The following is a 20,208-nucleotide window of genomic DNA, read 5'->3' as shown; positions in this document are numbered from 1 at the left end:
ATGGGCGCGCAGGCCGTCAGGACAGTGCGCCCCTATACTTGCGGTCTCATGATTCGCTGGTTGATCGTCATTTTTCTGGCCTTGTTGCTCGTCAACGGGCTGCACGGCTGGCTGCAGCGCATAGGGCTGGGGCGTCTGCCCGGCGACTTCCGCTTTCGGCTGTTCGGCAAGGAGTTCTTCCTGCCTGTGGCCAGCACCGTGCTGCTCAGCGTGGTGGCGGCGCTGATTGCCCGCTTTGTGAAGCTCTGAGATCGTAAACACGTTCTGAGTCGGGCCGACTTGAATCTGCAGGCTTTGGCTGCACATACGGACCTGAGCCCGAGCAGTGCCTGCTGGCACCGTCAGGTATTGCCAAAGAAAGTACGACTTACGCAAAGCGGGTTCAGGCAAGGCGACTGTCCCAGGAGGCAGGCCGTTGTCGCATTCTTTTTTGCGTAAATCCTAGAAAGGTTGCCCCTGTGTCCGAATCCCTGCACTACGTCTGCCCTCACTGCCACACCACCAATCGCATCGCCAAAGAGCAGCTGAGCAATCAGCCTGACTGCGGCAGCTGCCACCAGCCGCTGGTGACGGGCGAGCCCGTGGCCCTGGACAACGACAGCTTTGCCCGGCACACCGGCCGCAGCCAGTTGCCCGTGGTCGTGGATTTCTGGGCCCCCTGGTGCGGCCCCTGCCGCATGATGGCGCCAGCCTTTGCCCAGGCGGCCCAGCAACTGGCGGGGCAGGCGCAACTGGCCAAGCTCGATACCGAGGCTTATCCACAGGCTGCAGCACCGCTGGGCATTCGCAGCATTCCGACCATGGTGGTCTTCAAGGAAGGCAAGGAACTGGCACGCATCTCCGGGGCACTGCCTGCCTCGGAGATCGTGCGCTGGGTGCGCTCTGTGATCTGAGCGGCGGCTTCGCGCGAGCCGGCCCGCTCACCCGGCCCCGGTTCGGGGCCGGTTAGCCTGGCTCAGGCGGCGATGTCCAGCACCACGCGGCCTTCGATCTTGCCTTCGTGCATGCGGGCAAAGATGTCGTTGATGTTTTCCAGCTTGTCGGTGGATACGGTGGCCTTGACCTTGCCCTGAGCAGCAAAGTCCAGCGACTCCTGCAGGTCCAGGCGCGTGCCGACGATGGAGCCGCGCACCGTGATGCCCTTGAGCACCATGGAGAAAATCGGCAGCGGAAAATCGCCAGGTGGCAGGCCGTTGAGCGAAATCGTGCCGCCGCGACGCACCATGCCCAGAGCCTGCTCGAAAGCCTTGGGCGACACGGCCGTGACCAGCACGCCATGGGCGCCCTCGATCTCTCTTTGCAGATAGGCCGCCGGGTCGGTGTTCATGGCGTTGACGGTGACGGTGGCGCCCAGCTGGCGTGCCAGTGCGAGCTTGCTGTCGTCGATGTCGACCGCCGCGACATTGAAGCCCATGGCCTTGGCATATTGCACGGCCATATGGCCCAGGCCGCCGATGCCGGAAATCACCACCCAGTCGCCGGGCTTGGCATCGGTGACTTTCAGGCCCTTGTACACCGTGACCCCGGCGCAGAGCACGGGAGCGACGTCGATAAAGCTCACGTTGGACGGCAGATGGCCCACATAGTTGGGGTCGGCCAGTGCGTAATCGGCAAAGCCGCCGTTGACCGAATAGCCGGTATTGGTCTGAGATTCGCACAAGGTTTCCCAGCCGCCTATGCAGTGGCGGCAGAAGCCGCAGGCGCTGTGCAGCCAGGGCACGCCCACGCGATCACCTTCCTTGACATGCTTGACGTTCTTGCCCACCGCTGCCACATGGCCCACGCCCTCATGGCCGGGAATGAAGGGCGGATGAGGCTTGACGGGCCAGTCGCCTTCGGCCGCATGCAGATCGGTGTGGCAGACGCCGGAGGCGGCAATCTTGACCAGGATCTGATCGTCTGCCGGTCGGGGTACCGGCATTTCTTCGATCGTGAGCGGCTTCCCGAAGGAACGCACCACGGCGGCTTTCATGGTCTGGGGTAAGGACATCAGAGCACCTCCTTGAAGCAAGAGGGCAAGGCCGCGGCCTGTGGGCCGGACACTTGCCCGTCAAAGAACCATACCGGTATGGAATGGGTGTTGCAGCGGGCTTCGTGACCCGCCGCATGGCCCGGGCGGAGCGAACCGCCGCAGCCGTCTCGTACTGTGCAATGGCTGCAGCATAGCTTCTTTGACTTAACTCAAGCCGCGCCCATCCCTGCCTTCTGGGCCTTGGCGCGCGGACGGCTAGGCACCGTCTTCCAGATAGGCGGCAATCGCCTGCTCGCGCGCCTTGCTCACTGCGTCACCGATGGCCTTGCCCTTGAGGCCGCGCTGCGCTGCGGTCTGGGCGACCGGGCCGGTTTCCACGGCAAGCGCCGCTTTCAGGGCATTGCCCAGGCGCTGGCGCTGCGGATAGGCCGCATCTTCAAAGCCCAGACGTCCGCGCGCGTCGCATTCGCAGGCCTGCAGGGCTTCCTCGAAGCGCTGGGGCTTGCGTATGGCATCGCAGCGCTCGAGCAGGCGCAGCAGGGCGGCGGCATTGAGTTCGTGGCTGCGGTGGATGTTGCCATGCTCGCGCGCCACGACCTCGGCCAGCTCCTTGCAGTCGTTGGGCACGCGCCAGCGCTCGCAGACCAGCAGCAGCAGGCGGGCACTGCGCTGCTCATGGCCGATATGGCGGGGCAGCACATCGGCTGGAGTGGTGCCTTTGCCGAAGTCATGGCACAGGCAGGCAAAGCGCACGGACAGCGGTGCCTGCAAGCGGGCCGACATGTCCAGCACCATCATGGCATGCACGCCGCAATCGATCTCGGGGTGGTATTCGGCGCGCTGGGGCACGCCCCAGAGCTTGTCGAGTTCGGGCAGCAGCCGGACCAGCGCTCCGCATTCGCGCAGGATCTCGAACATGCGCGAGGGCCGGGCCTCCATCAGGCCGCGGCTGATTTCCTGCCACACGCGCTCGGGCACCAGGGCATCGACCTCTCCGGCCGCCACCATCTCGCGCATGAGTTCCATGGTCTCGGGCGCGACGGAAAAATCGGTGAAGCGCGCCGCAAAGCGGGCCAGACGCAGAATGCGTACCGGGTCTTCGCGGAAGGCATCGGTCACATGGCGCAGCACGCGATCCTTGAGATCCTGCTGGCCGTGGTAGGGGTCCACCAGGTCTTCGAGGTTGCCGTTGCCTGTCCAGTCTGCGGGAGCAGCGATGGAGTTGATGGTGAGATCGCGCCGCGCCAGGTCTTCTTCCAGCGTCACATCGGCGGCGGTGTGGACCACAAAGCCGCGATAGCCCATGCCGTTCTTGCGCTCGGTGCGTGCCAGCGCATATTCCTCATGGGTCCGGGGGTGCAGAAACACCGGAAAGTCGCGCCCCACGGGTACGAAGCCGCGCGCGCTCATCTGCTCCGGCGTGGCGCCAACCACCACCCAGTCCGTATCGTTGACGGGCAGGCCCAGCAATGCATCGCGCACCGCACCGCCTACCTTGAAAACCTTGAATTCACTCATGCTGCAATGGTAGTGGCTGCGAGCGGGCCTGCAGATACCGCAATCGCGGGAGCCAGGCCTCAGCGCTGCTGGCGATAGGGCTCTTCAAACTGCAGAAAGTCCTGCTCGGCCAGCGCGGCCTGAATCCATTCCTGGGTGGCTGGCAACTGGGTGACGCGCTGCACATAGGCGCGCACAGGGGCCGAGGTCGGCAGGCCGTAGCTGTTGATGCGCATGCACACCGGCGCAAAAAAGGCATCGGCAATGCTGAACTGGTCAAACAGCATGGGGCCGCTGGCTGCGCTCAGCAGCGGGGTCCAGAGCTCTTCGAGTTGCTGGACATCGCTGCGCAGATCGGCATGCTCGGCCCAGAGCCGGGCTCCGGTTTCCTGCAACTGGGCTTCGATATTCATGGGGCAGAAGCTGCGCAGCGCGCCGAAGCCGCTGTGCATTTGCGCCACCAGGCTGCGCGCGCGGGCGCGCTGGGCCACGGTCTGCGGCCACAGATGCTTGTCGGGAAAACGCTCGGCCAGGTATTCGCAGATGGCCAGGCTGTCCCAGATGATCAGTCCCTCGTCGACCAGCAGCGGCACCTTGCCGGTTGGTGCGAGTGCCAGCGCCTGCAGCTTGAAGCTGGAGTCGGGCGCAAAGCTGTCGAAGCGCAGTGTGAGCTCTTCGAAGCTGATGCCGCTTTGGCGCATCAGCACCCAGGGGCGCATGGACCAGGACGAGTAATTCTTGTTGCCGATATAGAGCTTCATGGCGGACTCCTGTGTGGTTTGTCGAGCAGCTTATCAAGCTTGGGCCTGACGGTCTGTGTGTTTTGATTCCACAGTCATGTCTCGGCGGCGCGGCGGATGATGTAATTGCAGCACTATGGCAAATACTTCGACTTCTTCTGCAAGCCCGGCCGCTCAGGTGGCCGGGGCCGGTCACCACAAGGGCGCGCTGGTGCTGTTCTCGGGCGGCCAGGACTCGACCACCTGCCTGGCCCAGGCCCTGGCCATGTTCGAGCGCGTGGAGACGCTGGGCTTTGACTACGGCCAGCGCCACAGCGTGGAGATGCAGGTGCGCGCCGGTGTGCGCGAGCAGCTGGTTGAGCGTTTTCCCCTGTGGGCGCCTCGCCTGGGCGAGGACCATGTGCTGTCGCTCGACGTGCTCAAGCAGATTGGCGGCTCGTCCCTGACCGAGGATGTGGCTTTTGCCATGCAGGCCGACGGCCTGCCCAACACCTTTGTGCCGGGCCGCAATCTGCTGTTTCTGACGCTGGCCGGCGCGCTGGCCTATCGCCGCGGTCTGACGGTGATCGTCACCGGCGTCTGCGAGACCGATTACTCGGGCTACCCCGATTGCCGCGACGACACCATGAAGGCCCAGCAACTGGCGCTGAACCTGGGCCTGGAGCGCCGGCTGCGCATCGATACGCCGCTGATGTGGCTGGACAAGGCCCAGACTTGGCAGCTGGCCCATGATCTGGGCGGCAGCGATCTGGTGGAGCTGATCCGCACCGAGACCCATACCTGCTATCAGGGCACGCGCGATGCGCTGCACGAGTGGGGCTATGGCTGCGGCAGCTGCCCGGCCTGCGAGCTGCGTGCATCGGGCTGGCGCAACTGGCGCGCCAGCCAGTCCGCAGCTTGAAATTGATAGCCTCTTACGCTTGACAAAAAAGGACTTCAGGCTGATATAGCGCTGAAGTCCTTTGATTTAAAGCGGTAAATGCTCCTTAATAAGGAGCATTTTTTCGATCGGCCCGATTCAGGCGCTGGGCCGCGTGGCGATCTGCCCGGCCTGAATCTGCGCCGTCATCTGGCTGAGCCAGGCCTGGCTCTCGGGGCGCTCGAACAGAAAGTCCCAGATGGCATCGTGCTGGCGCGGTGTCAGTCCGAGCGCGCCATGGCGGCGCATATGGGATTGCAGCCGCAGCACCTCGGGGTGCGTGAGCGGCAGCTGCATCACGGTCAGTGGTGGGCGCTGGCGGTAGCGGCGCTGGGGAATGTTCTTGCGGGGACGACTCATGGCAAAGCGATTCAAGGGTTAGACGGGCCAGACCACGCCGTTGTCGTTGAGGATAGCGTCCAGCGGCTGGTCATGGGCCTCGGGCTGGAAGTCATCGACATAGCCATTGGTGTAGCCCAGACCCACGGTGAAGGGGCGTGGGCTCAGCTCGGCCAGCGTGCGGTCATAGAAACCGCCACCATAGCCGAGGCGGTAGCCGCCGGCCGCATAGCCTACGCAGGGGACAAACAGCAGCGTAGGCACCAGCAGTTCGGTATCCTTGGGCTTGGGAATGCCATAGGCGTCCTCCTCCATCGGGCAACCGGGGTACCAGGCGTGAAAACTCAGCGTCTTGCGCTGTTTGTCTATCACCGGCAGCCCGATCCTGCGCCTTTGTGGAGTACCCTGTAGCTCGCCATCTTCCTTCCAGCGATGCAGGGCTGGCAGCGGATCGAATTCACCCTTGATGGGCCAGTAGGCACCAATCACGGTATCGGGCCGCTCCATCAGCCAAAAGCGCATCACCTGCTGCAGCGCATCGGCGCGTTGCAGGCGATCTGGAAGGTTGAGGCGCAGTTCAATCAACTTGCGGCGTAACGCTGCTTTGTCCATCGGATAATTTCCTCCATGCACTGGCTGAAGATTTTGACACCGCTTTGTGCGGCTTCCCTGTTGACTGTAGCTGCTCCGTTTGCGCAGGCACAAAACCCGGGCGACGCCGTGTTGCTGGATATGCAAAAAGCATTCCGCAGCCGCAATCAGACGGCGCTTACCCAGCTCCTGCCACAGGCTGCCGGTCACCCCCTCGAACCTTGGGCCGCTTACTGGGAACTCAAGAACCGCCTGGAAACCGCGTCGCCCGATGAAATCCAGGGCTTTCTGAACCGCTATGCCGGCACCTACCACGAAGACCGCTTGCGCAACGACTGGCTGCTGCTGCTGGGCAAGCAGCGTGACTGGAGTACCTTCGGCCAGGTCTATCCCAAGTTCCGCATGCGCGACGACAAGTCCGTCACCTGCTACGCCCTGCTGGCCGACGCCTTGCAAGGCCGGGGCGCGCCCAATGTGGGCCAGCAGGTGCGCGATCTGTGGATGGCGCAAAAAGATGCCGATGACGGCTGCACCACGGCCGCCGGCCAGCTGTATGCGAACAAACTGATCACCGACGCCGATGTCTGGCGCCGTGCCCGTGTGGCCACCGAAAACAATCGCCAGAAGGCGGCCCGTGATGCGGTGGCCATCGTCGCCCCCGAGGCCGCCGACCAGGTGGCGCAGGTGTTTGCCTCGCCCGCCAAATACCTGGCAGGCCAGAGCAAGGCGCGCGGCCGCGAGCGCAAGGAACTGGCCCTGCTGGCCCTGATCCGCATGGCGGCCAGCGATCCCGATGCGGCTGCCACCCAGATCGACGGCGGCTGGGGTGCCCAGCTCAACGGCGAGGAGCGCAACTGGGCCTGGGCCGTGGCCGGCAAGCAGGCCGCCTTCAAGCTCTCGCCCGATGCCAATAGCTACTTTGGCAAGGTGCGCCGCAACGAGGATCTGAGCGACGATCTGCTGGGCTGGAAGGCCCGCGCCGCCTTGCGCGCCGGCGACTGGAAGGCCGTGCGCCGTGCCATCGACGCCATGGGGCCGGAGCGCACCGACCCGACCTGGGCCTACTGGAAGGCCAAGGCCATGCTGGCGGGCCGCCCCAATGCCGAGGAAAAGGCCGAAGCCCGCCAACTGCTGGAGGACACGGCCGGCAGCAGCAGCTTCTACGAGCAGCTGGCGCTGGAGGAAATCGGCCAGCGCATCACCGTGCCGCCCGCGCCCGCGCCGTTGACGGCGCAGGAAAAGGCGGCGGCGCGTAGCAACCCCGGCCTGAGCCGCAGCCTGTATGCGATTGGCATGGGGCTGCGCAGCGAAGGCGTGCGCGAGTGGAACTACTCCACCAATCTGCACCAGCCGGGAGGCATGGAAGATCGCGAACTGTATGCGGCCGCCGATCTGGCCTGCGAGCGCCAGGTCTGGGATCGCTGCATCAACACCAGCGAGCGCACCAAGACCTTTGCCGACTGGAAGCAGCGCTTTCCCATGCCCTATCACGACACGGTGCTGGCCAAGTCGCGCAATATCGGGCTGGACCCGGCCTATGTCTATGGCCTGATCCGCCAGGAGAGCCGCTTCATCATGGATGCACGCTCGGGTGTGGGCGCTTCGGGGCTGATGCAGGTGATGCCGGCCACGGCGCGCTGGACGGCCAGGAAGATCGGCATGACGGGCTTCACTCCCGACATGATCAACGACCGCGACACCAATATCACCATCGGCACCTCCTATCTCAAGCTGGCGCTGGATGACTTCGAAGGTTCGATGGCGCTGGCTGCCGCGGGTTACAACGCCGGCCCGGGACGCCCGCGCAACTGGCGCAACGGACCCACGCTGGATGCCGCCATCTGGGCCGAAAACGTGCCCTTCAGCGAGACCCGCGACTATGTGAAGAAGGTGCTCTCCAACACCACCAACTATGCGGCGCTGATCACCGGCCAGCCTCAGTCGCTCAAAAGCCGACTGGGCACCGTAGGCCCGCGCCCGGCCAATGATCCCGAAACCATGAAGGACTTGCCATAAGCGGGTGTTTTGATGAGCTGATGCTCATTTAATGATAGTGAAAAGCGCTCTGCCCGAAAGGTGTGGAGCGCTTTTTTATTGAACGCTTCAAGTGCTCAAACAAGACCCGCGCCGAGGCGCGCGTGAAATAGCATGCAAAGCCCCTTGTAGGTGAATAACCTACAAACAGATGGCGAATGAGACTGGTTTGCGTTTACAAAAGTACATAATTGCAACCGTCAGAGCCCATAACGTCACATACAACCTCGGCTTTGTCTCCCATTAGCTGCCTGCCAGCTGTCCAGAAGGCCCACCGGGCCGCCGCTTCCTACCCGTATCTGTGAACGACCTGCCCAAGGCAGGCCGAGGAGTCATCATGTCCAACGCAGCTCTCAGCCGTGCCCGCCACATTCGCTGGCAACCCCGTTTACTGGCCCTGGCCGCTGCCGCCGCATGCGCCGGCAATGCTTTTGCACAAGCCAGGGAGTCCACCATGGAGGAGGTGGTGGTCTCTGCCTCCGGCTTCGAGCAGGAGCTGAAAAATGCCCCGGCCTCCATCTCCGTCGTGACGCGCCAGGAGCTTGAGACCAAGAACTTCCGCGATCTGGCCGAAGCCCTGCAGGGCGTGGAAGGCATTGATGTGATGGGCGGGACCGGCAAGACCGGCGGTCTCGACATCAGCATCCGTGGCATGCCCAGCGACTACACGCTGATCCTGATCGACGGGCGCCGCCAGAACGTGGCGGGCGACGTCACGCCCAACGGCTTCGGCGCCGCACTGACCAGCTTCATGCCGCCCATGTCGGCCATCGAGCGTATCGAGGTCATTCGCGGCCCCATGTCCACGCTCTATGGCTCGGACGCCATGGGCGGCGTGATCAACATCATCACGCGCAAGGTCAGCAAGGAGTGGGGCGGCGAAGTCAGCGTGGGCGCCGGCATTCCACAAGACAGCGAATGGGGCAACCAGTACAAGAGCAGCTTCTACATCAACGGCCCCATCAAGCAGGATCTGCTGGGCCTGGCCGTGCGTGGCAGCACCTTCAACCGCGATGCCGCCGACTGGGTGCTGGCGCCCGGTGCGGCCCAGCCCGCCGGTGCACGCAACCCCGCGCCTGCGCAAAGCCGCCAGCACAATCTGGGTGCCCGCCTGACGCTGACGCCCAATCGCTATCACGATCTCTGGCTGGATGTGGACCAGGGCCGCACCTGGTACAACAACGAAGATGGCCGCCTAGGCAATCGTGATGCTATTGCACCTCCAGATAGGAATGGCAATCCCGCTCCCACCGGCTATCGAGATGCGCTGCGCTTCAACCGCGATCAGGTCAGCATCGGCCATACCGGCCGCCTGGGCTTCGGCACGCTGGAAAGCAGCCTGATGCATACCGAAACCGAGACCATAGGTCGCACCATCCCCGGCGCGGCCGTTCCATCGGGTGATCCGCGTGCAGGTACAGACCGCGAACTGAAGACCACCAATCTGGTGCTGGACAGCAAGCTGGTGGCGCCCGTGGGCGATGCCCATATGCTGACCGTGGGCGGCCAGTTCTGGGATGCCAAGCTCAAGGACGGGCTGCTGCCGCAAAGCCACAAGCAGACCATGTGGTCGCTGTTCGTGGAAGACGAATGGCGTCTGCGTGAGGGCCTGACGGCCACGCTGGGGGGCCGCTATGACCACCATGACGCCTTTGGCGGCCAGTTCAGCCCGCGTGCCTATCTGGTCTGGGATGCAACGACGAACTGGACCTTCAAGGGCGGCGTGAGCCAGGGCTTCAAGGCGCCGCGCCTGAATCAGCTGATCGACGGTGTCAGCGGCGTGACCGGCCAGGGCAAGACCATCAGCATCGGCAACCCCAATCTCAAGCCCGAGACCAGCACCAATGTGGAGCTGTCGGCCCTGTATGACAACAAGGCGGGCTGGACCAGCGCGGCCACCTTCTTCCATAACGATGTCAAGGACAAGATCGCCTCGGGCGGCTCCTGCGCCACGGCAGCCATCTCCAGCTGCGCTTACAACCCCACGGCCGATTACTCCATCAATGTGGACAAGGCCAAGACCTGGGGTCTGGAGCTGAGCAGCCGCGCCCAGCTGGCCAAGGACTGGGCCGTCAAGGCCGGCTACACCTGGACCAATAGCGAGGTGATCGAGAGCGGCGTCAAGAACGGCCAGCTCGCCAACACCGCCAAGCACATTGCCAATGTGCAGCTGGACTGGACGCCAACCGGCCAGTGGCGCCTGTGGGCGCGCGGCGAGTACCGTGGCAAGAGCCCGCGCTTCAGCGGCTCCTACGACAATCTGAGCAAGGCCAACAGGGACGTGTATGACGCCGTGGGCGATATCAAGGGCTATGCGCTGTTCCATCTGGGCGGCAGCTATCAGGTCAACAAGAGCCTGAGCATCAACGCCAGCATCTTCAATCTGTTCGACAAGGACTTCCGCAAGTATCAGCAGGTGAGCGTCAACGGCACGCCGACCTGGGTGAACAGCTATTTCCAGGGCGGCCAGAGTGTGTCGGGCGTGACCCAGGCCGGTCGTACCTTCTGGATCACTGCGAACATGAAGTTCTGATGCTGAGCGCCTCACAAGCGGCATGAGCTTCTGAATCAGGAGCTGTCAGCGCAGTTCACTCATCGGTTTCAAACTGTTTTATGTCTGAAACCATTGATGAAAAAGCGCAGGCAGCTCCTGTTTTCATATTTCTGATTATTGTTTACACTTCTTTACAAATACTGGTTCTGCGCATGGCTGGCCAGCACTGAGTGAGGGGGAAGTCGCAATGTCAACAGCAAGAGGCCGCGTGCTCATCGCCACGCTGGGACTGGTCTGGGCCGGTGCCCTGGTGGCACAGCCCGTCTACAAATGGGTGGATGCGCAAGGGCAGACGCATTACGGCTCGCAGCTGCCGCCACAGCAGGCGGATGCATCGCAGGTCAAGGTCTCTCCCAACGGTAGCTCGGGGGCGGGCGCGGGGCGCTTTGGCGAAGGACCTGAGGCACGCAATCCCGACGGCACCAGGAAGCTGCCCAAGGGCGCTCAGGAAATGGCCGACGGCCTGGCCCAGGGCCTGAGAAAGGTCGACGGCAAGGAGGTGGCGCTGAACTGCGCGCTGGCGGTGGACAACATCCGCAGCCAGATCGAGACCATGCTGGAAAACGGCCAGAAAAACCTCAGGGGCGGCTATATCACCCAGGCCCAGTACGACAGCTCGGCGGGCAACTTCGTGAAGCTGCGCTCCCAGGCCACGGTCAGCGACTGCAAGGCCGCCACGGGACGCTCGCGCGATATGTACCAGTGCATGACCAGTATGCACAACCATCTGGTCGGCTGCGCCGAAAAGCACAGGCCCTGAGCAGCTCGGCCGGTTTCAGAACACTTCTCAGGTCTCGGCCCACATGCGCAGCAGGTTGTGATAGTGGCCGGTCAGGCTGACGGTTTCCTCGGTTTCACCGAACTTTCCGCGCAGGCCCGTGATGGCCTGATCCATCTCGAACAGCATGGCGCGGCGTGCATCGTCGCGCACCATGCTCTGGGCCCAGAAGAAGGAGCAGACCCGCTCGCCGCGTGTCACTGGCTCGACCCGGTGCAGGCTGGTTGACGGGTAGAGGATGAGGTCGCCCGCGGGCAGCTTGACCTCGTGCGTGCCGTAGGTGTCGACCACGACCAGCTCGCCGCCCTCGTAGTCCTCGGGCTCGCAGAGAAACAGCGTGCAGGACACATCGGTGCGCAGCCACTGCTCGGAGCCCGCGACGCGGCGCGCCGCGCCGTCCACATGCAGGCCGTAGGTTTCGCTGTCGCTGTAGCGGTTGAACAGCGGCGGCATGGTGCGCGCGGGCAGGGCGGCGCTGAAGAACAGCGGGCTGGCGGCCAGCGCCTGCAAGATGATGCGGCCCTGCTCCTGGGCCACGGGCGAGTGCTCGGGCAGCTGCCGGTTGCGCTTGACCTGGGCGCCCTGGCTGCCCACGGTGGCGCGGCCGTCGACCCAGTCGGCGGCAGCTATGGCGGCACGCATGCTGGCGACCTGCTCGCGGCTCAGGACATTGGGGATGTGCAGCATCATGGTGAGAATCTTTTGAAATGGAGAAGCCCCGCTTGGGCGAGGCTGCAAGTCGGAAAGTGGATCGCTGTCGCTGAAGACGGCGCGACCCAGGTAAGAGACATCAAGCAAGGGCCGCCCCGCAGCGAAGATGTCGCCCCCCTCCGGCGCTCAGCGCCAGAGAGGGGGAAGGCGCGTCAGCGCCTCAGGGGGAGAACTTCCAATCAGAACTTGAAGTTTGCCGTCAGACGGGCCGAGCGTGCAATGCCGGGGAAGTAGCGGTAGCCGCTCTTGTTGATGGCCGCCACATAGTCCTTGTCGAACAGATTGAAGACATTGAGCTGGATGTCCAGATTCTTGTTCACGCGGTAGCTGGCCATGGCGTCAAACACCCAGTAGGAGTCCGTGTGGCTGGGCGTGCCCACGGCACCGTCGGTGCCGCGCTTGAGGCCGCCCGCATAGCGCGCGCCGCCGCCAATCGTCAGGCCGAAGGGCAACTGATAGGTGCTCCAGAGGCTGAAGGCATTCTTGGGCGTATAGGTCAGACCGTTGCTGGCGTCGGCTGCCACCAGGGCACCGGTGTCGACCTTGGTGTTCTGCACGGTGTAGCCCGCGCTCACGCCCCAGGCCTTGTTGATCTGGCCGATCACGCCCAGCTCCAGGCCCTGCACGATCTTCTTGCCGGTCTGGCCCACGGTGCCGTCGGAGTTGGTGACGATCTCGTTGGTCACTTCGGTGCGGAACAGCGCGCCGCTGAGCATCAGGTTCTTTTCCATCAGCTCCCATTTGCTGCCCAGCTCCAGCGTCTTGGCCTTCTGCGGGTCCATATTGGGGTTGGCGGCATTGTTCACGGCGGCCGACAGCGCAAAGTTGCTGCCGCCCGGTGGCTGCTGCGAGAGAGCGTAGTTCATGTACACGCTGCCATTGGGCGCGGGCTTGTAGAGCAGGCCGGCCTTCCAGCTCAGCAAGGTGCCGGACTTGCTCAGGCCGTCCGAGGTGGTGGGCACCACGGTGCCAGCAGGGTTGCTGCCGCAGGGCTGGGTGGTCGAGGTGGCCGTGCAGACCGCCATGGCGTTGTACGAGGTCTTGTAGCGGTCCAGGCGCAGGCCCAGATTGGCCTGCCACTGGTCGTTGAACTTCAGCGTGTCGAAGGCATACAGCGCCACGGTGTCGGTCTTGCCCTTGCTGTCGGCGCCGTTGCGTACATAGGCAGGCAGCGTGACGCTGGCGTCGGGGTTGTACACGCTGACCCGGCTGGGTACCGAGCCCGAGGTGGCCAGGCCGTAATTGGTCTGTTCCTCGCGCGTCAGCTCCAGGCCCAGGCTCAGATCATGCTGCACGCTGCCGGTGGCAAGGCTGGTGCTCAGATTGGTCTGGTTGGTCAGGATGCGGTTGACCTGATCCTTGGTGTTGATGAGGCGCGCCATCGACCATGTGGATGGATCGGCGGGATTGGGAGTCTGCAGACCATTGCTGCCAAGCACGCCGCCCGCAGAATATCCCTGGCCCATGATGGCCGAGAGCAGATAGTCCTGCTTGGTCTCGCCCCAGCGCGTGGTGTTGCGCAGCTTGGTGGTGGACGAGAAGTCATGCTCTACCTTCAGCGTCGCCATATTGGCCGTCACATCGTCATGGTCGGAGGCCGTGCCGTAGAAGTTCTTGCTGTTGACGCGTGCTGCAGAATCCAGAAAGGCGCGGCGGCCCGCATAGCCCGCAGCGTCGGGAGAGGTGTAGCCAGGCAGGCCGATGGTGGCAACGCCGCCATCGGGCACATTGCTCTGCTTGATGTGCAACAGGTTCACGAACACGCGGGTGGGCGAGTTCAGGCCGAAGGCGAACGAGGGCGCAATGCCCCAGCGGTTGTTCTCGATGCCGTTGCGGCCCGCCACATTGGCGTCCTGCGCCATGGCGTTCAGGCGCACGGCCGTGCCGGTCTCGGCATTGATGACGCGGTTCAGGTCGATGCTGGCGCGTTTGTAGCTGGCCGAGCCCAGGCCCAGGGAGCCGCCGAAGCTGTTGTTCAGATTGGCCTGCTTGCTCACCAGATTGATGGCACCCGTGGGGGCGCTGCGACCGTAGTCCGTGCCGGCCGGGCCCTTGGTGACTTCGACCTGGTCGATGTTGAACATATCGCGCGAGATCGAGCCTATGTCGCGTACGCCGTCCACATAGATGCTGCTGGAGCTGTCGAAGCCGCGCATATAGACGGCGTCGCCCGTGCTGGTGTTGCCGTTCTCGCCCGCGTAGAAGGTGCCGGCGCCGGGCACATTGCGCAGTGCCTCGGTCAGCGTGGTGGCGCCTTGCTCCTGCAGCAGTTGCTCCTTGATGACGTTGACGGTCTGCGTGGTGTTGACCAGCGGCTGGGTGAACTTGGGCGAGGACAGCTGGCCGGGCGTGTAGCCGGTGTCGGCCTTGCCTTCCACCTTGACTTCCTTGAGCGTGGTTTCTGTGGACTGGGCCTGCGCTGGCAGTGCCAGCGTGGCGCCGGCCAGCACGGTAGCGCAGGCGACCAGGCCGGCGGAGGAAGGCAAGCGGCCCGCGGAATGCTTGCGGCTTTGGATATAGATGTTGGATTGAGCCATGTTGAAAGGACTGGAAGTGAAGACAGTTGGCTGGCTGGTACTGGCTGTCTGCACTTGTGATGCGAGCGCAGACGCGGGTGGCGTCCGGGCGAAGTCCTGGCTGGCTAAAGCGTACTCGGGTACGAATGCAGCGAATGATAATGATTCTTAATATAACTTTGCGAAAGTTTACGGAGAATCATGCTCGGCGTTGTTGCATAGCAACATGGTCGGGATAGGCGGGCGCTCGCTTCACTTCGAATATGAGAGCTACTACCGCCTTTTCTATCTGTATTTCAAGGTGCTAGAGCATTGAAATCATCGAGCAGCATGCGTTGGCTGCTTCTTTTTTAGAGTATTTACGGTCGCGTAGCCTGGGCGCTGTCCCTGGCCTGCAGCAGCAAATCATGCAACAAGGCCTGCTGGGCCGCAGGAAAGTCGCTGAGCAGCTCGGTGGCTATCTGCTCGCGCCGGCTTCTGAGCTGGTCGAACAACTGCTGTCCCCTGGTGCTGAGCTGCAGGCAGCGTACGCGCTTGTCGGCTTCGCTGGCAGAGCGCTCCAGCCAGCCCTTGTCCTGCAACTGGGCCAGGGTGCGCGCCATCTGGGCCTTGTCGGTGTGACTGTGCTCGACCAGTTCCTTTTGCGTGATGCCGGGGTGGCGACCGGTGTGCATGAGGATGCGGAATTCGTTGAAGGTCAGCCCCGGTTGCACCGCTTCAAGCGACTCAAGCAGGCGCGCGCGAAACAGGTGCAGCAGATCGTGCAGCACCTCGAACACTTCGGCAGCGATGGATGAACTCATGGTGGGAAAGGTTGTTTGTTGACTTAGTCAACTTATTAATGGATATTTCGTGGACTTTATCAACTTAATGAAAATCATGTCCAACACCGAGACAGTGTCCATCATGCAGCGTGTACGCCACGAATTCCGCTCGCGCCATGTGCAGTTGCTGGCGCGCGAGCAGCTCAGCCCCGGCTTTATCCGCCTGACCGTGGGCGGCCCCGAACTGGCAGGCTTTGTCAGCGCGGGCTTTGACGACCATACCAAGCTCATCCTGCCCCAGGCCGGGATGGACAGGCCCAATCTGCCGCAGATGGTCGACGGTCGCCCGCATATAGCCGGCGAGCGCCCCACCATGCGCGACTACACGCCGCTGAACTACGAAGCCGCCCGCAACACGCTGCAGCTGGAGTTCGCCGAGCATGGCTCGGGCCCCGCCGTGGAATGGGCACGCACAGCCCCCATTGGTCAGTGGCTGGGTCTGGCCGGCCCGCGCGGCAGCCTGGTCGTGCCCGCCGATCTGGACTGGCATGTGCTGCTGGGCGATGAAAGCGCCATGCCCGCGATGGAGCGCCGTCTGGCGGAGCTGCCGGCCGGCAGCCGCGCCATCGTGCGGGTGCAGATCGGCAATCAGGTCGATCAACGCCACTGGAGCAGCGCCGCAGCGCTGGACCTGCAGTGGGTGAGTTCGCTGGCCGATGCGGTGGATGCTCTGGAACTGCCCGAAGGCGAGGGCTTTGTCTGGGCTGCAGGCGAGAATCGTGCCATGGCCGATCTGCGCAAGCGCATCCTGGCCAAGCCCGGAGCCAATCCCAAGCGCATGCGGATTGCGTCCTACTGGAAGCAGGGCGAGGCCGCCCACCACGAGGAACTGAGCGCGAATGACTGAAGAGCCAAGTCCGCCTTCACGACTCACTGCAATACTGCGTCGCAAGCTGCACAAGCGCTACACACCCCTGGTGTTTGCCTTTTACATGGCGCTGATCATGGCGTTCTTCATGTGCTGCATCATCGTGGCTGCCAACGGCGGCCTGGGGGAGGGCTATGGATGGCGAGTGCTCAAGGCCTATGCGCTGGCCATGCCTTCGGCCTTTGCTTGCGTGGTGTTGGTGCGTCCGCTGGTCATGCGGCTGGTTGCCGCCACCGTGCAGCACTGAGCGCTCCTCACTGATTGAGCAGGATGGGAGTACCGGTTGCATCGCGCCGCAGCTCGGCCGCGCCGCTGGCAAGCAGACTCTCGATCAGGCTTTCCAGCCATTGCTGCGCGGTCTGCGCGCCAAAGTAGCTCTGGTGCAGGATGCCGAAATAGGGGGTGGCACAAACCCAGTCCTGCAGATCCTGCACCCTGATGCTTTGCCACTCCAGCAGCTTGTATTTGAGCAGTACCTTGGCGGCATAGCTGGCATGGCGTTGCGGAGACTGGACAAAGCCTGCCAGCCGCTTGCGGGCAATGCCCAGAGCCGCCTGCACATCGCCAAACAAGCCGCCGTGTCCGGGAATGACGAGGCGGGGCTTCAGCCGCTCGATCACGTCCAGTGTTGCGGCGACCTCGTCGAAGGCGGCAATGCCTTCGATCTCGGGGAAGACCACGCCAAAGCCGTTTTCCCATAGCGCATCGGCAGAGATCAGGATGCGGCTGTCAGGCTCGAACACAATCACCGAATGGGGATCATGGCCGGGGGCTGCATGGATCTGCCAGTCGCGCCCCGACAGGCGTACCGCGCTGCCTGGCTGCAGCAGGCCCGTGATGGCAAAGCGCGGGCATTCCTGGCCCGTGGGGGCATAGCTGAGGGCGGCTTCGTCCCAGTTGCGCACCTGCTCGGCCTGGCCCGGTGCGATAAAGGTCTGCACCTGTGGATAAGCTTGCTGCAGTGCGGCATTGCCGCCGCAATGGTCGCTGTGCAGATGGGTGTTGAGAATGCGCGCCAGCGGCTGACCTTCCAGCGTGCTTTCGATCAGCGCCAGTGTTTGTGCGGAGTGCGTGACATAGCCGGTGTCGATGACGGCAGCACCTTCGGCATCGCCGGCCTGCGCGGCAAAGACGATATTGTTGGCCGACAGCCAGCCGCGCTCCAGCACGGTCATGCCGGGCGGCAGTGGGACATGCATTGCCGGGGATGCATTCATCGGACTGGTCTCCTGTGCGGTGCTTTGTGTTTTGCACAAGCCTAGCAGACCGCTCATTACGCAGCTGTCGCGCGGGCGAGCTGCTCAGTGCTGCTCAGTGCGATTCGGCCGAAGGCAGGATGTTGCGGCGAATCACCACAGGCTTGCCGCCAAAGCGCTGCTTGGACAGCCAGTGCGCCAGGGCCGAGTCGAGATGCGTGGCGTGGCCGGGAAACCAGTCCACCAGGGCCTTGGTCAGATCGCGGCAAAGGAGGATATTGCCTTCGGCGAGCTTGACGCGAACCTCTGCCACCGACTTGAGCACGGCCGCATGTTCGTCGATATGGCAGCCGCGTGGAGGGAAGCCGGTACTCAGCATCCACTGGTCCTCTTCGGCAAAGTGGTGCTGCAGATGGCTTTCCATGGCTTGCAGCAGACTGGGCAGCTCGCTGTCTTCGGCGGTTTGCAGCAGGGCAATCAGCTCGACGAATTCCTCGTGCAATTCGTCCATGGGCCCGTGGCCCATGAGCAGATGGTCTCCCCAGACCAGGGTGGCGGTGTGGCTCATGGCAATGTCTTCTTGTGAATGCTTCGGAGTGCGCGCAGCTTGTCTCTGAAGACCATTATGCAAGCCGTATCGGTGGGCAGGCATCCTCCAAAAGAGGGGGGGCGGTCTGCCGTGCGGGCAAAGAAAAAGCCCCTTGAACCGAAATTCAAGAGGCTTTGTCTGGTGCGCGATACATGGATCGAACATGTGACCCCTGCCGTGTGAAGGCAGTGCTCTACCGCTGAGCTAATCGCGCTTTAACTGGTGGGTGATACATGGATCGAACATGTGACCCCTGCCGTGTGAAGGCAGTGCTCTACCGCTGAGCTAATCACCCGAAGACCGCAATTCTAGCAGCAACTTTGGAAGTCTTCGGGAAAACTCGTAAATTTTCTGAAAAAACTCAGTTCGAGCGCAGCTCGCGCCGCAGGATCTTGCCCACATTGGTCTTGGGCAGCTCGTCGCGGAACTCGATATAGCGTGGCCGTTTGTAGCCCGTCAACTGCTCCTGGCAGTAGCGCATGACCCGGTCTTCCGTCAGCGAGGGGTCGCTGCGCACCACATAGACCTTGATCGATTCGCCCTGCTGATCGTCCTTGACGCCCACGGCTGCGCATTCGAGCACGCCGGGGCACATGGAGATGACGTTCTCCAGCTCGTTCGGATAGACGTTGAAGCCGCTGACCACCATCATGTCCTTTTTGCGGTCGATGATGCGGGTGTATCCCTCGTCGTCCAGCACACCGATATCGCCGGTGCGCATATAGCCGTCGGCCGTGAAGGCCTTGGCGGTCTCTGCAGGCTGGTTGTAGTAACTGTGCATGACGTTGGGGCCCTTGATGCAGAGCTCTCCCGCCTGGCCGTTTGGCAGGTCGTGGCCTTCATCGTCCTTGATGGCGATCGAGATGCCGGGCAGAGGCAGGCCTATGGTGCCGGTGAACTCCTTGTTGGTCACGGGATTGTTCGTGCCTATGGCGCAGGTCTCGCTCATGCCCCAGCCTTCGATCATGGCGCAGCCCGTGGTCTGCTGCCACTGACGCGCCGTGCCTTCGGACGCCGCCATGCCGCCGGCCTGGGAGATGAACAACTGCGAGAAATCGAGCTGGCGGAACTCCGGGTTGTTGAGCAGCGCATTGAACAAGGTGTTCACGGCTGGCAGCACATGGAAGGGCCGCTTCTTGAGCACCTTCACAAATTTCGGAATATCGCGCGGGTTGGGAATCAGACTCAGGCTGCCGCCCAGTCGCATGGCGAACAGGCTCACGGTGAGCGCGAAGATGTGATAGAGCGGCAAGGCCGCCACGATATGGGTTTCATTGGCCTTGACCCTGCCTTCCAGCGCTGGGGTGAACCAGGTATGGGCCTGCAGCGTGGCGGCGACGATATTGCGATGGGTCAGTACCGCCCCCTTGGACAGGCCCGTGGTGCCACCCGTGTATTGCAGAAAGGCAATCGAGTCCAGCGTGGCCGTGCTGGGGATGAGCTTGCGTCCTGCGCCCTCGGTCAGCGCCTTGCTGAACTGGGTGACCTGGCGCTGCTGGCTGCCGGCGCCTGAATCCGAGCCAAGGGGCAGGTCAAAGGCCGGCACCATCTTGGCCAGGTGGCGCACGGCAAAGGTGATCCAGCTGCCGTACAGGCCGCCGAGCAGATCGCCCATGCTGGTCAGGCAGATATGGCGGATATGGCTGCGCTCCAGCACCTGGGCCAGGGTGTGGGCAAAGTTCTCCAGGATGATGATGGCCGTAGCGCCCGAGTCCTTGAGTTGGTGCTCTAGCTCGCGCGCGGTGTAGAGCGGGTTGACGTTGACGCAGGTAAAGCCTGCACGCAGCACGCCGGCCATGCTGACGGCGAACTGCGGCACATTGGGCAGCATGATGGCCACGCGCGCTCCTGGCTCCAGACCCAGACTCTGCAGCCAGGCCCCCATCTGTGCGGATAGCCTGTCCAGCTCGGCATAGCTCATCCAGCGGTCCATGCAGACCGAAAACGGCCGCTCTGCATGCTGGCTGAAGGCTTCTTCGAGCAGGTGCACCAGCGAGCGGTACTGTTCGGGCTGCACATCGTGCGGCACATTGGGCGGATAGTTCTTGAACCAGGGAGCGGCAGCGTCCATAGAAGAGGT

19 protein-coding genes and 2 tRNA genes are annotated in these 20,208 nt (G+C 63.2%); 8 read left to right on the top strand and 13 right to left on the bottom strand.

The window, feature by feature from the left end; genetic code table 11:
• The first annotated feature begins 48 nt into the window (after window positions 1-48).
• Complete coding sequence (locus tag MPZ60_RS22325) at window positions 49-249, top strand: DUF2905 domain-containing protein (RefSeq protein WP_012839950.1); 201 nt, start codon at window positions 49-51, stop codon at window positions 247-249.
• 209 nt (window positions 250-458) lie between these two features.
• The gene (trxC, locus tag MPZ60_RS22320; protein WP_034354663.1) at window positions 459-893 is read left to right on the top strand and encodes a thioredoxin TrxC; all 435 of its coding nucleotides are present in this window, start codon (window positions 459-461) and stop codon (window positions 891-893) included.
• A 62-nt stretch (window positions 894-955) separates the two neighbouring features.
• Here trxC and adhP read toward each other — a convergent pair whose 3' ends face one another.
• The 3 genes from adhP to MPZ60_RS22305 form a co-directional block, all read right to left on the bottom strand.
• A complete protein-coding gene (gene adhP, locus MPZ60_RS22315) occupies window positions 956-1,990 on the bottom strand; it encodes an alcohol dehydrogenase AdhP (protein ID WP_034354660.1) in 1,035 nt (344 codons plus the stop codon).
• A 237-nt stretch (window positions 1,991-2,227) separates the two neighbouring features.
• Window positions 2,228-3,490 (bottom strand): multifunctional CCA addition/repair protein, encoded by a 1,263-nt coding sequence (locus MPZ60_RS22310; protein ID WP_034354656.1) that lies wholly within the window; start codon window positions 3,488-3,490, stop codon window positions 2,228-2,230.
• Window positions 3,491-3,549: 59 nt separating this feature from the next.
• Window positions 3,550-4,230: a glutathione S-transferase family protein gene (locus tag MPZ60_RS22305; protein ID WP_003050937.1), complete on the bottom strand. Its 681-nt coding sequence runs from the start codon at window positions 4,228-4,230 to the stop codon at window positions 3,550-3,552.
• Between the two features lie 115 nt (window positions 4,231-4,345).
• Between MPZ60_RS22305 and queC the strand changes: the two genes are divergently transcribed.
• Window positions 4,346-5,110 carry a 7-cyano-7-deazaguanine synthase QueC gene (gene queC, locus MPZ60_RS22300; protein ID WP_034354653.1) on the top strand — a complete coding sequence of 255 codons (765 nt, stop codon included), beginning with the start codon at window positions 4,346-4,348 and terminating at the stop codon, window positions 5,108-5,110.
• A gap of 117 nt (window positions 5,111-5,227) precedes the next feature.
• Here the strand turns inward: queC and MPZ60_RS22295 are convergent, their stop codons facing one another.
• Window positions 5,228-5,488 carry a hypothetical protein gene (locus MPZ60_RS22295; protein WP_034354650.1) on the bottom strand — a complete coding sequence of 87 codons (261 nt, stop codon included), beginning with the start codon at window positions 5,486-5,488 and terminating at the stop codon, window positions 5,228-5,230.
• A gap of 18 nt (window positions 5,489-5,506) precedes the next feature.
• Window positions 5,507-6,079, bottom strand: coding sequence for a 5-formyltetrahydrofolate cyclo-ligase (locus MPZ60_RS22290; RefSeq protein WP_003067985.1), 573 nt, complete (start codon window positions 6,077-6,079; stop codon window positions 5,507-5,509).
• A 15-nt stretch (window positions 6,080-6,094) separates the two neighbouring features.
• Here MPZ60_RS22290 and MPZ60_RS22285 point away from each other — a divergent pair, with 15 nt between their 5' ends.
• The 3 genes from MPZ60_RS22285 to MPZ60_RS22275 all read left to right on the top strand — a co-directional run bounded on the left by MPZ60_RS22285 (window position 6,095) and on the right by MPZ60_RS22275 (window position 11,406).
• On the top strand, window positions 6,095-8,074 hold the full coding sequence (locus MPZ60_RS22285; protein ID WP_034354648.1) for a lytic transglycosylase domain-containing protein: 1,980 nt from the start codon (window positions 6,095-6,097) through the stop codon (window positions 8,072-8,074).
• 355 nt (window positions 8,075-8,429) lie between these two features.
• Window positions 8,430-10,625 carry a TonB-dependent receptor domain-containing protein gene (locus MPZ60_RS22280; protein ID WP_034355302.1) on the top strand — a complete coding sequence of 732 codons (2,196 nt, stop codon included), beginning with the start codon at window positions 8,430-8,432 and terminating at the stop codon, window positions 10,623-10,625.
• Window positions 10,626-10,833: 208 nt separating this feature from the next.
• Complete coding sequence (locus MPZ60_RS22275) at window positions 10,834-11,406, top strand: DUF4124 domain-containing protein (RefSeq protein WP_034354646.1); 573 nt, start codon at window positions 10,834-10,836, stop codon at window positions 11,404-11,406.
• 27 nt (window positions 11,407-11,433) lie between these two features.
• Here MPZ60_RS22275 and MPZ60_RS22270 read toward each other — a convergent pair whose 3' ends face one another.
• The 3 genes from MPZ60_RS22270 to MPZ60_RS22260 form a co-directional block, all read right to left on the bottom strand.
• On the bottom strand, window positions 11,434-12,114 hold the full coding sequence (locus tag MPZ60_RS22270; RefSeq protein ID WP_034354643.1) for a Fe2+-dependent dioxygenase: 681 nt from the start codon (window positions 12,112-12,114) through the stop codon (window positions 11,434-11,436).
• A 200-nt stretch (window positions 12,115-12,314) separates the two neighbouring features.
• Window positions 12,315-14,672 carry a catecholate siderophore receptor Fiu gene (locus tag MPZ60_RS22265; RefSeq protein ID WP_034354640.1) on the bottom strand — a complete coding sequence of 786 codons (2,358 nt, stop codon included), beginning with the start codon at window positions 14,670-14,672 and terminating at the stop codon, window positions 12,315-12,317.
• A 338-nt stretch (window positions 14,673-15,010) separates the two neighbouring features.
• Entirely contained in the window at window positions 15,011-15,454 is a 444-nt protein-coding gene (locus MPZ60_RS22260) for a MarR family winged helix-turn-helix transcriptional regulator (protein ID WP_034354637.1), read from the bottom strand.
• A gap of 67 nt (window positions 15,455-15,521) precedes the next feature.
• Here MPZ60_RS22260 and MPZ60_RS22255 point away from each other — a divergent pair, with 67 nt between their 5' ends.
• Both MPZ60_RS22255 and MPZ60_RS22250 read left to right on the top strand, forming a co-directional pair.
• Window positions 15,522-16,322: a siderophore-interacting protein gene (locus MPZ60_RS22255; RefSeq protein ID WP_034354633.1), complete on the top strand. Its 801-nt coding sequence runs from the start codon at window positions 15,522-15,524 to the stop codon at window positions 16,320-16,322.
• Window positions 16,315-16,590 carry a DUF2798 domain-containing protein gene (locus MPZ60_RS22250; RefSeq protein ID WP_034354630.1) on the top strand — a complete coding sequence of 92 codons (276 nt, stop codon included), beginning with the start codon at window positions 16,315-16,317 and terminating at the stop codon, window positions 16,588-16,590. The genes MPZ60_RS22255 and MPZ60_RS22250 overlap by 8 nt, the downstream gene beginning before the upstream one ends.
• Before the next feature lie 7 nt (window positions 16,591-16,597).
• Here the strand turns inward: MPZ60_RS22250 and MPZ60_RS22245 are convergent, their stop codons facing one another.
• The 5 genes from MPZ60_RS22245 to MPZ60_RS22225 all read right to left on the bottom strand — a co-directional run bounded on the left by MPZ60_RS22245 (window position 16,598) and on the right by MPZ60_RS22225 (window position 20,199).
• On the bottom strand, window positions 16,598-17,560 hold the full coding sequence (locus MPZ60_RS22245) for an MBL fold metallo-hydrolase (RefSeq protein WP_034354627.1): 963 nt from the start codon (window positions 17,558-17,560) through the stop codon (window positions 16,598-16,600).
• Window positions 17,561-17,654: 94 nt separating this feature from the next.
• Complete coding sequence (locus MPZ60_RS22240) at window positions 17,655-18,107, bottom strand: bacteriohemerythrin (RefSeq protein ID WP_034354624.1); 453 nt, start codon at window positions 18,105-18,107, stop codon at window positions 17,655-17,657.
• Window positions 18,108-18,267: 160 nt separating this feature from the next.
• A tRNA-Val gene (locus MPZ60_RS22235) sits at window positions 18,268-18,342 on the bottom strand.
• A gap of 6 nt (window positions 18,343-18,348) precedes the next feature.
• Window positions 18,349-18,423, bottom strand: a tRNA-Val gene (locus tag MPZ60_RS22230).
• A 66-nt stretch (window positions 18,424-18,489) separates the two neighbouring features.
• The gene (locus MPZ60_RS22225; protein ID WP_003067999.1) at window positions 18,490-20,199 is read right to left on the bottom strand and encodes an AMP-binding protein; all 1,710 of its coding nucleotides are present in this window, start codon (window positions 20,197-20,199) and stop codon (window positions 18,490-18,492) included.
• Between the last annotated feature and the right edge of the window lie 9 nt (window positions 20,200-20,208).

Origin of the sequence: Comamonas sp. 7D-2, from assembly GCF_022749555.1 — a bacterium.
Classification (GTDB): Bacteria; Pseudomonadota; Gammaproteobacteria; order Burkholderiales; family Burkholderiaceae_C; genus Comamonas; species Comamonas thiooxydans.
The sequence above is the reverse complement of the archived record's forward strand: the minus strand, read 5'-3'. Positions and strand labels throughout refer to the sequence as shown.